The sequence below is a fragment of the Acetanaerobacterium sp. MSJ-12 genome (assembly GCF_018917875.1).
In the GTDB taxonomy this organism is placed as follows: domain Bacteria; phylum Bacillota; class Clostridia; order Oscillospirales; family Ruminococcaceae; genus Bittarella; species Bittarella massiliensis.
This window is the reverse complement of record NZ_JAHLPK010000001.1, coordinates 33,314-47,576: the sequence shown is the minus strand read 5'-3', so window position 1 is coordinate 47,576 and position 14,263 is coordinate 33,314. Positions and strand designations below refer to the sequence as shown.

15 protein-coding genes are annotated in these 14,263 nt (G+C 64.4%); 14 read left to right on the top strand and 1 reads right to left on the bottom strand.

Annotation, left to right across the window (positions count from 1 at the left end; genetic code table 11):
* Positions 1-40: 40 nt before the first annotated feature.
* The 14 genes from KQI11_RS00195 (at position 41) to KQI11_RS00130 (ending at position 13,005) form a co-directional block, all read left to right on the top strand.
* Entirely contained in the window at positions 41-1,351 is a 1,311-nt protein-coding gene (locus KQI11_RS00195; protein ID WP_021659028.1) for a [Fe-Fe] hydrogenase large subunit C-terminal domain-containing protein, read from the top strand.
* The gene (locus KQI11_RS00190) at positions 1,348-1,686 is read left to right on the top strand and encodes a DRTGG domain-containing protein (protein WP_256135438.1); all 339 of its coding nucleotides are present in this window, start codon (positions 1,348-1,350) and stop codon (positions 1,684-1,686) included. The genes KQI11_RS00195 and KQI11_RS00190 overlap by 4 nt, the downstream gene beginning before the upstream one ends.
* Complete coding sequence (locus KQI11_RS00185; RefSeq protein WP_216400650.1) at positions 1,686-2,411, top strand: PHP domain-containing protein; 726 nt, start codon at positions 1,686-1,688, stop codon at positions 2,409-2,411. The genes KQI11_RS00190 and KQI11_RS00185 overlap by 1 nt, the downstream gene beginning before the upstream one ends.
* A gap of 586 nt (positions 2,412-2,997) precedes the next feature.
* Positions 2,998-4,155, top strand: a complete 1,158-nt coding sequence (locus tag KQI11_RS00180; protein ID WP_216400649.1) for an AfsR/SARP family transcriptional regulator — start codon at positions 2,998-3,000, stop codon at positions 4,153-4,155.
* Between the two features lie 170 nt (positions 4,156-4,325).
* Positions 4,326-4,793, top strand: coding sequence for a hypothetical protein (locus KQI11_RS13070; RefSeq protein ID WP_243164326.1), 468 nt, complete (start codon positions 4,326-4,328; stop codon positions 4,791-4,793).
* Between the two features lie 52 nt (positions 4,794-4,845).
* Entirely contained in the window at positions 4,846-7,527 is a 2,682-nt protein-coding gene (locus tag KQI11_RS00170) for a DUF7601 domain-containing protein (RefSeq protein ID WP_216400648.1), read from the top strand.
* 18 nt (positions 7,528-7,545) lie between these two features.
* A complete protein-coding gene (locus KQI11_RS00165; RefSeq protein ID WP_216400647.1) occupies positions 7,546-8,133 on the top strand; it encodes a hypothetical protein in 588 nt (195 codons plus the stop codon).
* 19 nt (positions 8,134-8,152) lie between these two features.
* Positions 8,153-8,671 (top strand): signal peptidase I, encoded by a 519-nt coding sequence (locus KQI11_RS00160; protein ID WP_216400646.1) that lies wholly within the window; start codon positions 8,153-8,155, stop codon positions 8,669-8,671.
* 77 nt (positions 8,672-8,748) lie between these two features.
* A complete protein-coding gene (locus tag KQI11_RS00155) occupies positions 8,749-9,360 on the top strand; it encodes a hypothetical protein (protein WP_216400645.1) in 612 nt (203 codons plus the stop codon).
* Between the two features lie 41 nt (positions 9,361-9,401).
* Positions 9,402-10,103: a SipW-dependent-type signal peptide-containing protein gene (locus KQI11_RS00150; RefSeq protein ID WP_216400644.1), complete on the top strand. Its 702-nt coding sequence runs from the start codon at positions 9,402-9,404 to the stop codon at positions 10,101-10,103.
* 69 nt (positions 10,104-10,172) lie between these two features.
* Complete coding sequence (locus KQI11_RS00145; RefSeq protein WP_216400643.1) at positions 10,173-10,670, top strand: signal peptidase I; 498 nt, start codon at positions 10,173-10,175, stop codon at positions 10,668-10,670.
* Positions 10,667-11,350 (top strand): hypothetical protein, encoded by a 684-nt coding sequence (locus tag KQI11_RS00140; RefSeq protein WP_216400642.1) that lies wholly within the window; start codon positions 10,667-10,669, stop codon positions 11,348-11,350. Before KQI11_RS00145 ends, KQI11_RS00140 begins: the two co-directional genes overlap by 4 nt.
* Before the next feature lie 24 nt (positions 11,351-11,374).
* Positions 11,375-12,082 (top strand): hypothetical protein, encoded by a 708-nt coding sequence (locus KQI11_RS00135; protein ID WP_216400641.1) that lies wholly within the window; start codon positions 11,375-11,377, stop codon positions 12,080-12,082.
* A gap of 5 nt (positions 12,083-12,087) precedes the next feature.
* A complete protein-coding gene (locus tag KQI11_RS00130; protein WP_216400640.1) occupies positions 12,088-13,005 on the top strand; it encodes a hypothetical protein in 918 nt (305 codons plus the stop codon).
* An 83-nt stretch (positions 13,006-13,088) separates the two neighbouring features.
* Here the strand turns inward: KQI11_RS00130 and KQI11_RS00125 are convergent, their stop codons facing one another.
* Positions 13,089-14,198 (bottom strand): M42 family metallopeptidase, encoded by a 1,110-nt coding sequence (locus KQI11_RS00125; RefSeq protein ID WP_216400639.1) that lies wholly within the window; start codon positions 14,196-14,198, stop codon positions 13,089-13,091.
* Positions 14,199-14,263: the final 65 nt, after the last annotated feature.

Below are 14,263 nucleotides of genomic sequence, written 5' to 3'. Positions count from 1 at the left end.
CGTTTTGCCGATTCAGCACATCAGGAGAGGAGGCGCCTTCATGGCCGAAGCGTTCTACCATTCGGTCTCCCTGGACCCGGAGAAGTGCCGCGGGTGCATCAACTGCATCAAGCGCTGCCCCACCGAGGCCATCCGGGTGCACAAGGGAAAGGCCCACATCATCAAGGAGCAGTGTATCGACTGCGGCGAGTGCATCCGCATCTGCCCGCACCACGCCAAACAGGCCACCTATGACTCGCTCTCCGCGCTACAAAGCGCCCCTTACAAGTACAAGATCGCCCTGCCGCCGCCGGCCCTGTTCGCCCAGTTCAACAACTTGAGCGACATGGACATCGTGGCCGGCGCCCTGCTGCGCCTGGGCTTTGACGGGGTGTTCGAGGTCTCCCGCGCCGCCGAGCTCGTCAGCGACGCCACCCGGCGGATCATGAAGTACGGCGACATCAAAAAGCCGGTCATCTCCTCGGCCTGTCCGGCGGTGACGCGGCTCATCCGGGTGCGCTTTCCCCAGCTCGTCAGCCACGTGCTCCCCCTCAACGCCCCGGTGGAGGTGGCCGCGCGGATGGCCAAGCGGGAGGCGTCAGAAAAGACCGGCATCCCCGAGGAGGAGATCTGCACCGCCTTTATCTCCCCCTGCCCGGCCAAGGTCACCGCCTCCAAGTCCCCCATTGGGGTGGAGCGCAGCGCGGTGGACTACGTGCTGGCCGTCAAGGACCTCTACCCGGCCCTGCTGGAACAGATGACCGAGGAGGGCAATCCCTCTGTCATCTCCACCGGCCGCATCGGGGTGGGTTGGGGCAGCAGTGGGGGGGAGGCCTCGGCCCTCCTCTCGGACAGCTACCTGGCCGCCGACGGCATCGAAAACGTCATCCGGGTGCTGGAGGATATGGAGGACGAGAAATTCGACCGCCTGGACTTCGTCGAGCTCAACGCCTGTTCCGGCGGCTGCGTGGGCGGGGTCCTCACGGTGGAAAACCCCTATGTGGCCAAGACCAAGCTGGCCCGGCTGCGCAAGTACCTGCCGGTGGCCTGCAACCGGCTCACCACCCCCATCCCCGACAGCTTCCGCTGGGAGAAGGAGCTCACCTACGAGCCGGTGATGCGGCTGGACCCCGACTTCTCGGTGGCCCTGGAGAAGATGGAGAAGATCGAGGCCTTCGCCGCCTCCCTCCCGGGGCTGGACTGCGGCTCCTGCGGGGCCCCCTCCTGCCGGGCTTTTGCCGAGGACGTGGTGCGGGGCTTCGCCCAGGAGGGCGACTGCATCTTCCGGATGCGGGAGGAGCTGGAGGAGTTCGAGAGCGGCGAGATGAAGAGCTTCGTCCCTCTCCCCTTTAGAAAGGAGGACCACTCGTGAAACTGACCACCCAAGAACTGCTGTCCTGCCCCTCTTTCTCCCCGGTCTGCGGGGGGGAGGAGCGGCCGGTGGAGGGCATTTACTGCTGCGACCTGTTGAGTTTGGTGATGGGCCGCGCCAAGGCCGGCGACTGCTGGGTCACCGTCATGGGCAACGTCAACGCGGTGGCGGTGGCCACCCTGGCCGACGCCGCCTGCATCCTCCTGGCCGAGGGGATGGCCTTCGACCCCGCCGCGGTGGAGCGGGCCCGCCAACAGGGGATCGCCCTGTTGCGGACCGAACTGCCCGTCTACGAGGCGGCCCGGCTGGTGGAGCAGCTGGGCGGCGGTCTCTGATGGGCCGCTTCTCCGCCCCCGCCTACAAGTACGACCTGCACCTGCACAGCTGTCTCTCCCCCTGCGGGGACAACGAGATGACCCCCGCCACCCTGGTGGGGATGGCCAAGGCCCTGGGGCTCGACTTCATCGCCCTCACCGACCACAACAGCTCCCTCAACTGCCCGGCCGCCCTGGAGGCCGGGCGGTTTTACCAGATACCGGTGCTGCCGGGGATGGAGCTCTGCACCGCGGAAGAGGTGCACGTGGTCTGCCTCTTTCCCACCCTTGAGGCCGCCCTCGCCTTTGGGGAGGAGGTCTATGCCGCCCTGCCCCCCATCCAAAACGACCCCGCCATCTTCGGCGACCAGCTGGTGATGGACACCGAGGACCAGGTCGTCGGCCGGGTGGACAAACTGCTCATCAACGCCTGCTCCATCCCCCTCTCCCAGGTGCCCCAGCGGGTGGCGGCAGGGGGCGGGGTCTGCTGGCCCGCCCACCTGGACAAGGGCGCCAACAGCCTGGTGAGCAACCTGGGGATCATGAGCGGGGACATGGGCTTTTCCATCGGCGAATTCGCCCGCATCGAGCGGGCGGGGCAGATGATCGCCGACGGGCTGGTGCCCGCCGACATCAAGGCCATCACCAATTCCGACGCCCACTACCTCAAGGACATCAAGGACCCCGCGCAGGGGGAGTACCTGCCCGGCGAGATCCGCTCCCTGCTGGAAACCGCCTGTGGCTAACTGGTCACAAACAGGCGTTTATAGTCCGCCTTTCGTGATACTTCGCGGAGTAAAAAGCGAGAAAAAATCGCATAGTTGCGCCGTTTTTTCGCCCGCTTAAAAAAATAGACCGAATTTTTCCCGAAAGAAAATTCCCCGCCAGGGCTTTTCTTTCGGGATTTTTTCTCTATAATGAAAATAGAGTACGCCTTTTCTTTTCGACCTGTTTTTTGTGCCTGTGCAACAAAAAAGCCAGCTTGCACACAGCGAGTCGGCAGTGCTGTTCGGAAAGGGCGGCGCTGTACGGCCCCGCGAAGACCCGCCTTTTCCAGCCTTTTGCCGTGCGTTCGGGCGGGTGTAATTTTACAGAAAGCGCATTTTTCTCGCGTTCACTCTATATCTCTTTAAAGATCGCTGTGCAGTCGTTTTACCCAGCGGCGGGATGGGTCTTGCCCTGTCACCGCTGGGATCGCCACTGGCAGCCGTTCCCGGCCGGCGGGAGCGCAAATTGCGGCAAGGAGGACAGATGGCAATGGAACCTTCAAAGTGCCTGACAGTCACCATGTTGGGATAGTTTTCCATTCGCTTCGGGGAAACCGCCCTCAAGTTGGAGCGAAACAACAACACCCGCGCCATGCAGGCGCTGCAGATGCTTCTGTACGACCGGGAGCACGGCCTTTCGCGCGCCGTGCTGATGGACCGGCTCTACGGCCGAGACGAGCGGGTGACCGACCCGGCCAACAACTTAAAAGTCACCATCAGCAACCTGCGCAAACGGCTGGCCCAGGCGGGGCTGCCGGGGACCACCATCCAGTTTTCCGGCGGCAGCTACCGCTGGCAGAGCAGCCTGCCCACCGAGGTGGACGTGGACTGCTTTTACCGGCAGGCCGCTGCGGCCCTGGCCGAGACCGGCCCCGGGCGGGAGGAGGCCCTGCGGCGGGCCTGCGCCCTTTACACCGGCGACTTTCTGCCCCACCTGCAGGGGGAGGAGTGGGCGGTGGCGGTGGCAGTCCACTGCCGGGAGCTCTACGCCCGCTGCGTGCGCGCCCTCACCGACTTGCTGCGGGCGAAGGGGGAGGACGCCCAGGTGCTGACGGTGGCCACCCGCGCCTCGGCCCTCTGCCCGCAGGAGGAGTGGGACGCCCTGCGCATCGAAAGCCTGCTGGCGCTGGAGCGCTATCAGGAGGCCAAGGACGTCTACGAGGAGACCGCCACCCGTCTGGAGGAGACCTTCGGCGTCAAGCCGTCAGAACAGCTCATCGACGCGCTGCGCAAGATCGAGCAGGTGGCCCCTGAGCGGGCGGTCTCGATGGAGCAGCTGCAGACGGTCCTCGCCGAGGACACCGCCGCCCACGGGGCCTACTACTGCCCCTTTCCCAGCTTTATCGACACCTACCGGGCCGTCGGGCGGATGCTCGAGCGCAGCGGCCAGTCGGCCTACTTGATGCTCTGCTGGCTCACCGACCGGCAGGGCCAGCCCCTGGGGGATAGGGGCCGCCTGGAAAAGGCCATCCCCCAGGTGAGCGCGGCCATTCAAAACGCCCTGCGGCGGGGGGACGCCTACACCCAGCCCTGCGCCGGGCGCTTCCTCATCCTGCTGCTGGGGCTCACCCGCGAAAACTGCACCCTCATCAGCGACCGCATCGACGCCCGCTTTCAAAGCGCACCCGAACGGGTCAGGGGCGTCGTTCTCCACTACAAATCCACCCCCGTGGGCAGCCCCGGCTGCACCCAGATGATGGGCGCCGACCCGGGCTGGAAATAGTCTCTTTTGCCCCTTCTGCGCCCCCGCGCCCTGTGCGCGGGGGCGCTTTTTGTCGCCTTGTCGCCGGTGAAGGGTCGAAAAATGTCACCCCGATTTTCCCTGTATTTTAACCGTTTTTTGACCTGCCGCTGCTATGGTAAAACCATACAGATAGAAAGGGGAGAGGGGAAATGCCCGCACCAGACATCAGCCGCGCAAAAAATGCCATCCGCATCTGCGTGGACGCTGTGGGCAGCGGCACCTTTCGCGGCCGACTCTACCACCGGTACGCGCCCACCCCCATTTTGTTTGCGGGCGCAGAGCAGTTGCTCCTCGCCGCAGAATCACTTTTTGACACCTGGAACTACCCGCAGCCGGGGCTGCTCGCCCGCAGCTTCTCCCCCCGGCCGGCAAAAAGGGGGAACACACGTATGGACAGACAGCCGATCGAGAGGTTGTCCGAGCACGCTGGGGGCCGCGCCACCTTTACCGTTCAGGTCACCTACCGGCAAAACGCCACCTGGCAGGGAACCGTCACCTGGCTGGAAGAGGGCAAGCAGAGCCACTTCCGCAGCGCGCTGGAGCTGATCAAACTGATGGACAGTGCCCTGGAAGAGACCTCTCCCCCCAGCGACAAGCCCTCCGCCGCCTTTTCCTGAAGCCGGCGTTCCAAAAGCCCCATCTACACCATCCCTTTAGGAGGCAGCAATGATGAAACGCAAACTGTTCAGCCGTTTACTCAGCGCGGCGCTCGCCACCGCCATGCTGGCAAATCTGGCGCCCGCCACCGCTCTGGCCGCCCCCGGCGACGGTCCTTCTCTGGACACCATCCAAACCGTGGACAGCGCCTCGCGGGGGATCCACCTCAACTTATTTGATTACAACGGCACCGAGGCCAACGAATACGACAACTACCTCTCCTTTGTCGGCTCCAATGCCACCCACATCGACGGCAGAAAACTCTGGAACGGCTGGAAGAGCGGCCGCGGTGTGATCCAAGGGGTGGTGCAGCCCACCATGCAAAACAGCAACACCGCCTACCCCCGCCTGGCCAACGGCACCAGTTTGAGCTACCTGTTTAGCCCCAAGGCCGTCAATGACGGCGAGGGGATGGTCTCGGCCCGCACCGGACTCAACCACCTGTTCTACCAGGACGGCGAGGGTTACTACATCTACGATGCGGCCAAGAACTTCGCCACCATCGTGGACAATAACGACAAGAACTTCAAGGTCTATAGGACCCCCTACAAGCCGGGGGACACCGCTCCCTCCACCCCCAAGTTCCTGCCCCTCAACGACCTGAAAAACAGCCAGACGCTGAACAGCAACGCCAACTACCACTTCGGCCTCTCCATGGACTTCAACTTCATGCAGCCGAAAAACGGCAAGATCGGCAGCCGGGACATGGTCTTTGAGTTCACCGGCGACGACGACGTCTGGATCTACATCGACGGGGTTTTGGTGCTGGACATGGGCGGCATCCACGACGCCATGAGCGGCTCCATCAACTTCGCCACCGGGCAGGTCGCCATCGACCACGTCTACACCCAAAAGGGCGGAAATCAGGTGGTCACCAAGAGCCTCTACGAAATCATGAGAGCGGCCAAGGGCCAAGACTACGTAAACAAGAACTTCGTCAAGAAAAACGGCAACTGGATCTTTCAGAACTACAGCTCCCACTCCTTCCGCTACTACTACATGGAGCGGGGTGCCGGCGGCTCCAACTGCCGCATCAAGTTCAACCTCCAGTCCATCCCCGACGAGACCATCCTGGTGCGCAAACAGATCACCGAGACCAACATGGCCGACTTTGCCGACGCCGACTTCCAGTTTAAAGTCGAGCTGAAAGACGGCGGCCGCTACACCCCCTACACCGGCCGCTACACCGTCTACACCGATGTGAACGGCAGCGCCCAGAAGGTGCGGGAGGGGACCACCAGCGACGGCACCTTCACCCTCAAACACGGACAGTATGCCGCCCTGGCCGACAACATCAAGGCAAATACCGTCTACCGCGCCAGCGAGATCGGCGCCTATTCCGACAAGTACGAGGTCATCGTCAACAGCACCACCGCCAAGGCGGAGGGACCCGACGGCTCCACCCAGGTCTACCAGTCGGAGGACCTGGTGGTGGAGGAACGGCCCGCCGTCACCTTTGAAAACCGCTGCCTGGTGCAAAACCTCTACAACCTCTCAGTGGAAAAGGTGATGCAGGGCGCGTCCTCTGACGAGAGCTTTGACATGCAGGTGCAGATCGGCGGCAAGGCCTACGCGGGCGAGTACTACCTGATGAGCCGCGAGGACAGCAGTCTCGATCTGGACAGCGGGGTGAAAAAGAGCACGTCCAACGGCGTCATCCCCCTGAAGGCCGACGAAAAGGCGGTCATCCCCGGGGTCATCTGGGGCAGCAGCTTCCAGGTGGTGGAGGTCTCCCCCGGAGACAACTACCTGGCCCCCCAGTACCAGGTCAAAAACGCCACCTCCATCGACACCGACGGCAAGGGCGCCGGCAAGATCCCCGAAGGGGTGGTGCAGGCCGAGCGGGTCAGCGCCGTCACCGTCACCAACCAGTTAAAAAAGGCCGACCTCACCATCCGCAAGGTGATCGAAGGGCCCTTGAGCGACCAAGAGCTGGCCGCCCTCAAAAAGTCCCTCACCTTTACCGTCACCGACGGCGACGGCGAGACCGCCTTCACCGTCAAGGGCGACAACCCCAGCGGCCATTGGGACGGCAACACCTTCACCTATACCCAGCAGTTGCTGCCCGGACAGTACACCCTCTCCGAGACGGGGGAGGAGGTGGAAGGATACGACGTGAGCGTCGACTCCTCGAAGGCCACCGTCACCCTGCGCCCCGGCAGACCCGCCACCCTCACCCTGGTCAACAGCTACCGGCAAAACCACGGCACCCTGCGCATCTACAAGCAGCTCGACCAGGTAAATCTGGAAAAGGGCGACCCCGTCTTTAGCTTCAAACTCACCGGCGAGGACGGCGTGACCCACTACTACCACATCGACATGAGAAACGCCGCCGGGAATGGCCGCCAGCTGGTGGCCGAGATCGCGGTCCCCATCGGCAGCTACCGGGTGGAGGAGCTGGAAAACCTCAACTACACCCTGGCCGGCATCACCGCCGACCGCCCCGGTCACTTTGCCCAAAACGGCGCCGCCGCCACCCTCTGTGTCGGCTTTGACGACGGCGACTGCCGGCAGTACAACGCTTTTGCCCTCGACCGGGAGGTGACCTTCCAAAACCGGTACAGCGGCGGAGACATCCCCACCGACAGCAGCGCCACCCGCAACGTCTTCAAGGTGGAGGACGGGAAACTGGTCTTTATCGTCCCCAAGCAGGACGACCTGATCCCCTCCCCCGACGACCGAGACGAGAACTAGTGCAGAAAGGAGAAACCCATGAAGGCATTTTGGAAAAACCGCAAAAAATTGCTGCTCTCCCTTCTGACGGCGGCGCTGGTCTTTGGCATCGGCTCGACCCTGGCCTATGAGGCGTCGGGCACCGGCGCGGTCACCAACCGCTTCTCTCCCGCCGACATGACCACCGAGATCGAGGAGGACGACTCCCTGGGCAACAAGACGGTGTCCATTGTCAACACCGGCAAGTCCCCCGCCTATGTGCGGGCCCGGATCATGGTCTCCGGTGTGGCCGAGAGCGATCTCCTGTTTGTCCCCAAGGGCAGCTCGATGGAAGATGAGAGCAAGGTCTACATCGAGATCAACCGTACCGACTGGGGCCGGGTGAGCGGCGACACCTCGAAATCGGGCTTTTTCTACTACTGTGCCCCCCTCCCCGCTGGAAGCGCCACCCCGCCGCTGATGTACAGCGTGAAAATCGGCAAAGACCTCTACGGGGACGAGGGGCAGCCCAAGACTTTAAGCGACTTTCTGGAGCAGACCGGCTTTTCGGTCACCATCTACCAGGAGAGCGTCCTCGCAGAGCCCGGCGGCCTGACCTCCCTCCCCGCCATCGCGGCCCTGTTCTAGGGCGCGGGGGAGAAGACCGATGGCAAAAAAAATCTGCAACACCCTCTCCGCCCTGCTGCTGGCCGCCCTGGCGGCGGTGGCACTGGCCATCCTGATCCCCATGCTGCTCGGCTACCGGGAGATGGCCGTCCTCAGCGGCAGCATGGAGCCGGCCATCCCGGTGGGCAGCATCGTCTGTGTCAAGCCCACCGAGGCGTCCCAACTGCAGGCCGGCGACGTCTGCACCTACCTGCTGCCCGACGGCAGCACCTACGTCACCCACCGGGTCCTCAGCGTGGACAGCGAGGCCCGCACCCTGGTGACCCAGGGGGACGCCAACGACGCCCCTGACGGGGAGATCGCCTTTTCCCAGGTGTTCGGCCGGGCCGCCTTCCACCTCCCCCTGCTGGGCTATCTCACCACCGGCATCAAGACCCCCACCGGCATCTTTGCCGCCTGCGGCCTGGTCATCCTCATCATCCTTCTCAACTTCGTCCCCGCCATCATCGCCGCGGGGGAGGCGGAGAAGGCAGGCGCCCCCAAATCGGGCGACGCCTGATCCCCTATCGGAACGCGGGGCCCCAGCGCCCCTCACATAAACCGTTTCAACGCCAACTTGAAAAGGAGCAACCGAATATGAAAAAGAAAAACATCCTCGTCATGACCCTCTCTCTGGCCCTGGTCGCCGTGGTCGCCATCGGCGCCACTCTGGCCTACTTCGTCAGCACCACCAACAAGGTGGAAAACGCCTTCTCCGCCAGCGACGGACTCGCCATCGACCTCAACGAGCACAACTACATTCAGAACACCAACCAGCTGGGCACCGACGAGGTCAAGGCCAACACCTACAAGGACATCTACCCCAACAAGGTCGTCCCCAAAGACCCGTTTGTCTCGGTCGACACCGTCCCCACCACCGGCGCTGACATCTTTGTGATCATCAGCGGGGCGGACGACGATCTGATGAGCCTGAACATCGACACCGCCAACTGGACCAAGATCACCGCTGAAGAGGGCACCAACGGCGTCTACAAGTACAACGATTCCGTCAAGGCCACCGGCGACCTGACCCCTGTCTTCAGCAAGGTCACCTTTGCCAATTACAGCGAAAAGCCCGCCAGCATTCCCTCCATCTCCCTCTACGCCTACGGCATCCAGTCCGAGGGGATGAGCGGCAACGACACCACCAGCGCCCTGGCCCTGACCGCCCTCAACGCCAAGGCCGGCACCAACTTCACCCTGGCCTAACGCCAGGCCAACCACACCAAAACAGCAAAGGGGTTTGAATGATGAAACGCAAAAATGCACTGATTGCCGCCGCCAGCCTGCTGCTGGTCGCCGTTATTGCCGTGGGGGGGACCCTGGCCTACTTCACTGACACCACCGCCCAGCGCGACAACGTCTTCACCACCGGCAAGGTGGACATCGGCATCGTCGACGCCTCGCCCGCCGGCACGGTGGACGGCAAAGAGATGGTCACCGCCGTGAACGACAACGAGGGCAAAGGCCTGGGCTATGTCGACATCATGCCCGGCGACCTGATCAGCAAGACGGTGGGCGCCACCGTGGAGGAGGGCTCGCAGCCCTGTTACCTGGCCATTCGGGTGACCGCCCAGGCCGAGGTCCCCAACAGCCAAGACGCCAACATCAACAGCGCGTCGGTGAGCAGCCAGCTGCTGGACCTGGTCGCCGCTGAAATCGACACCGACAAGTGGATCGTCAGCCGGGACGGCGACGCCCTCCTCTGCTACTACAAAGAGGCCGTCAGCTACACCGCCCCCGCCGCCGGCGAGACCGTCAACCCCGCCAACCAGGTGACCCTGTTTGAGCACTTCGCTATCCCCGGCGAGGCGTGGGACAACAACTACGCCCAGGCCGGTTTCTCCCTGAATGTCTCGGCCGCCGCCGTGCAGCAAAAGAACCTGGAGGCCCCCAGCCTCACCCCCGCCGCCAACACCGCGGCGATCCAACTCCAGGGCCTGTTCAACTAGTTCCACCCTTTGCCCCGTCCCCGCGGATGGGCAGAGCAAACCAATTGAAGTGAGAGAGGAGGGAAGGCCGTGAAGGCAAAGGTTCTCAGCGCCACGGCAGCGGCGCTGCTGATCGGCCTCTCCCTTCTCACCCTTCCCCTGGTTTTGCCCCGGCTGCTGGGCTTTCAGGTCTACTCGGTCCTCACCCCCAGCATGGTGCCGGCCCTTCCGGTGGGCAGCGCCATCTACACCAAGCCCTGCGCACCGGAGGGGCTTAAAGAAGGGGCGATCATCACCTTTTCCCTGGGCAGCGCCACCGAACTGGTGGAGGTGCACCGGGTGGTGCAAAACGACACCCAGAAAAGGGAGATCACCACCAAGGGCGACGCCAACGCGCAGCCCGACGTGACCCCGGTCGCCTACGGCCGGGTGACCGGTGAAGTCCTGTTTTCCATTCCGCTTTTAGGCGCCGTCTCCACGGCTTTACACTCCGTCGGCGGCATCGCGGTCTGCATCACAATCTTCGCCCTGGCGTGCCTGCTGTGGGCATTTGCAGACAAGATCAAGAAGAGGGAGCGTTTCAAGTGAAAAAGAGATTTTTGCTGATGGGTGCGGCGCTGGTCCTGGTTGCGGCAACCGCCGTCGGCGGCTCTCTGGCCGCCGGCCAGATCGAAGGCGACCGGGCAGTGGGCGCCCCCTTGGCCGCCACCACCCTGCAGATCGGCTGGGCCGACGGCCAGACCCGATCCCCGGCCGCCGAGTACCAGTTGAGCCAGCCGGTGATGCCCGGCGACACCGTCGCCCTGGCAGACGCCACCGGCAAAGCCGGGGTGTACAGCGTGCAAAACACCGGCTCGGTGGCTGCCTACGTGCGGGTCACGGTGACCAAGTACTGGGCAGACGAAGAGGGCGAAGGGAAGGGCAAGCGCACCGATTTGGACGGCTCGGCCATCCAGGTGAGCGCACCGGCCGACAGCGGCTGGCTGGAGTCCAATCCCCCCTTCTCCAGCGGGGAGACCCAGACCTTCTATTTCCGCCGCCCCATCTCCCCCCAGGAGGCGAGCGAGGACCTTCTCCAGTCCCTCGCGGTGGACGCCGCGCTGGGCAACGAGTACACCGACAAGACCATCCGCTTAGAGGCGGTGGCCGAGGGCGTCCAGTTCGCCGGGGCCGCGCACGGCGATGTCAACCAGAAGGGCATCCTCACCAGCTGGGGCGTTTTGGCCCAGCTGGACGAGAGCGGCAACATCACAGCCATTGAGCAGTAACGGCAGAAAGACAGGTGACAAGAGATGAAAAAACGAATGGGCGCAGTGAGCCTTATCCTCTCCCTGCTTCTGGCCGTGGCTGCGCCGGCGACCGGCTTTGCCGCCGAGCGCGGCGAAGTCGCCTACACCGGCGACGCGCTGGTCTGCACCGGTCAGATGAGCGGCTTCTCCTCCATCCTTCCGGGGGTGGAGGCAAGCGACACCCTCCTGCTCGAAAACAAGAGCGGGGCGACCGCCAACTTCTACATGAAGACCGACGTTCTCAACACCCTTGAGAAGGCCGGCGCCGCCGGGGCGGGGTACACCGTCCGTCTCACCTGCAAGAGCGGCGAGACCACCAGCGTCCTCTACGGCTACGACCCCGCCACCGGCGAGACCACCGGCGCGCTGGTGGGCGGCCGCGACAGCCAGGAGTTAAAAGAGCTCAACAGCCAGCTGGAGGGCTACCGCCTGGTGGCCACCCTAAAGGCAGGGGAGCGGGCCGAAGTGACCCTCTCCCTCCTCCCGGACGCGGCTTCGCTGGGCAACCCCTACCAGGCCAGTGAAGGGCTGATCCAGTTCACCTTCCAGGCCGCCGAGGTGACCCCCCAGACCGAGACGGTGGTCAACCGGGTGCCGGGCGAAACCATCTTCACCGGCGACTACGCCCCCATCTTTCTGCTGGCAGCGGCCACCATCATCGCCCTGCCTCTGCTGATCATCCTGAAAAAGAAACACAGAGAAGAGGAGTGAACGAGATGCGCAACCTGACCAAGCGGCTCTGCACCCTGGCGCTGGCCTTTCTGCTGTCGCTGATGGCGCTGCCCGTTCACGCCGCCGGCAACAAGGGCTATGTGGTGACCTTCCGCCCCGGCGAGTACGGGCGGTTCTCCCAGAGCTACCTGCAAAAAATCGAGGCCACCGGCTATTCCTACCAGCTCAGCAAGGCCACCGGCAGCCTCTCCATCCTGGTGCCGGTCGGGGCCGCCCTGCCCGACGCCCCCAACCCCAGCGAGATCCAGCTGACCGAGACCCGCTATGAGGTGCTCGACGCCGCCCCCGGTTACCAGAACGGACAGTCGGCCACCGGCGACATCACCACCGTGGCCAGCTATGGGCTGACCAAGCAGGGCGACACCTACGGCTACACCGTCCGCTTTGTCGACCGGGAGACCGGCGCCGAGGTGGCCCCCGCCCTGCAGGGGGTGGCCAGCAACGCGGCCACCGTCACCTTCAGCGCCCCCACCGTGGCCGAGTTCACCGCCCTGGCAGCCAGCCAGACCCTGACCATCGGCGCCGACAGCAGCGCCAACGTCCTCACCTTCTACTACGATTCGGTGGTGCACACCAACACCGTAACCGAAGAGGTGCCCCAGTACCAGCAGGTGCCGGGCACCACCCCGGGGACAACGCCGGGCACCACGCCAGACACCACCCCCGCCGCCCCCGAGGGGGAGGAGATCCCCGAGGAGGAGACCCCGCTGACCCCCAGACCCGGCGATGAGACCCAGGGGGAGAATATCCCCGACCCCGAGGTCCCCGAGGCCCAGAACCCCGGCGGCAGCCAGCTCTCCCCCGTGGCGATCGCGGGGATCGGCGTGGGTGCCATCGCCCTGACCACCCTGGCCGTCGTCTTGATTTTCAAGCGCCGCGGGCGCAAAGACGCCGCGCAGTAGCAAGACCCCTTTGCAAAAAAGAGAGCGCCCGAACACCGGCAATGCCGCGTTCGGGCGCTCTTTTTGTCTGTCTCTGCAGGGGGTCAAACGGGGTATCTGCCCAGGTCAAAGTCCCTGTCCAACCGGTAGAGGGCGGCGCTCACCAAACGGCCCACCTGCTCCAGATCGCCCAGGTCCACCGTCTCCATGGGGGAGTGGCTGTAGCGGTCGGGCGCCCCCAGGTCGATGCAGGGGATGCCCTCGCCCTCCAACTGCAGGTAGGCGGTGTCCGAGAGGGCGCCCCTTGCGGCGTGCCGCTGGATGGGGATGCCGGTCTCCTCGCCCGCCTCCCGCAGCAGTTTCAGCAGGCCGCGGTGGGCGATGTTCCCGTTGAGGGTCCCTTTTCCGTGAAAGTTGAAGAGGGTGACCCCGGGGCCGCCGCCCATGGCCACGTTGCTCACCGCCCCGCGCTGGTCGGGAGTGTCGGCCGCCCCCGGCCCCAGCAGGGAAAAGGCCAGGTCGGTCTTGACGGTGCGGGCCGCCATCATCGCCCCCCGGGCCGAAAACTCCTCCCAGACGGTGCCCACCAGGTGGACGGTGGCGCGGGCCGGCTGCTCGGCCAGGGCCGAGGCGATCTGCACCAGGTTGGTCAGCCCAGCAGCCGCATCGATGTAGGAGCCGGCGATCCGGTCGCCCACCAGCTCGATGTAGCGGGGGGCGTAGATAGCGGGGCAGCCCACCTGAATGCCCATCGCCAGCACCTCCTGCCGGCTCTTGGCGCCGATGTCGATGAAGAGGTTGCCGATGGGGTCGACCTTGCTCTTTTGCTCGGGGCTCTGGATGTGGTAGGCCCGGCAGCCGATGATGCCGTGGTGAAAGCCCCCGTCCTCGTCCCCCACCTCGACGGCGATGCCGGGGAGCACCTTTTCCGGCACCCCGCCCATCCGGTCGAAGAAGAGAAAGCCCCCCTCGTCGATGCGGGTGAGGATAAAGCCGATGGTGTCCAGGTGGGAGAGGACCATGGCGCTGGGCGCTTGGGGGTCGGTGCCGGGGAAGGTGGCGATGGCGTTGCCCAGCCGGTCGATCTGCACCGAGTCGGTGTATTTTTTCATCTCCTCGCAGAAGCGGCGGGCCATCGGCCCCTCAAAGCCGGAGAGGCGGGGGGTCTCCATAAACTCCCGCAGGATCGGTCTCATCTCTTGTTTGTCAAGCATGTGCGCACCCCTTTCAAGTCTCGCGTGGCCGGTTCTGCTCCCATTATACTAAACTGGCGCCAGTT

Excerpts from the sequence above, each read along its gene's own strand:
- KQI11_RS00195 (WP_021659028.1), top strand. The coding sequence starts at position 41 with ATGGCCGAAGCGTTCTACCATTCGGTCTCCCTGGACCCGGAGAAGTGC.
- KQI11_RS00185 (WP_216400650.1), top strand. The coding sequence starts at position 1,686 with ATGGGCCGCTTCTCCGCCCCCGCCTACAAGTACGACCTGCACCTGCAC.
- KQI11_RS13070 (WP_243164326.1), top strand. The coding sequence starts at position 4,326 with ATGCCCGCACCAGACATCAGCCGCGCAAAAAATGCCATCCGCATCTGC.
- KQI11_RS00170 (WP_216400648.1), top strand. The coding sequence starts at position 4,846 with ATGAAACGCAAACTGTTCAGCCGTTTACTCAGCGCGGCGCTCGCCACC.
- KQI11_RS00165 (WP_216400647.1), top strand. The coding sequence starts at position 7,546 with ATGAAGGCATTTTGGAAAAACCGCAAAAAATTGCTGCTCTCCCTTCTG.
- KQI11_RS00160 (WP_216400646.1), top strand. The coding sequence starts at position 8,153 with ATGGCAAAAAAAATCTGCAACACCCTCTCCGCCCTGCTGCTGGCCGCC.
- KQI11_RS00155 (WP_216400645.1), top strand. The coding sequence starts at position 8,749 with ATGAAAAAGAAAAACATCCTCGTCATGACCCTCTCTCTGGCCCTGGTC.
- KQI11_RS00150 (WP_216400644.1), top strand. The coding sequence starts at position 9,402 with ATGAAACGCAAAAATGCACTGATTGCCGCCGCCAGCCTGCTGCTGGTC.
- KQI11_RS00135 (WP_216400641.1), top strand. The coding sequence starts at position 11,375 with ATGAAAAAACGAATGGGCGCAGTGAGCCTTATCCTCTCCCTGCTTCTG.
- KQI11_RS00130 (WP_216400640.1), top strand. The coding sequence starts at position 12,088 with ATGCGCAACCTGACCAAGCGGCTCTGCACCCTGGCGCTGGCCTTTCTG.
- KQI11_RS00125 (WP_216400639.1), bottom strand. The coding sequence starts at position 14,198 with ATGCTTGACAAACAAGAGATGAGACCGATCCTGCGGGAGTTTATGGAG.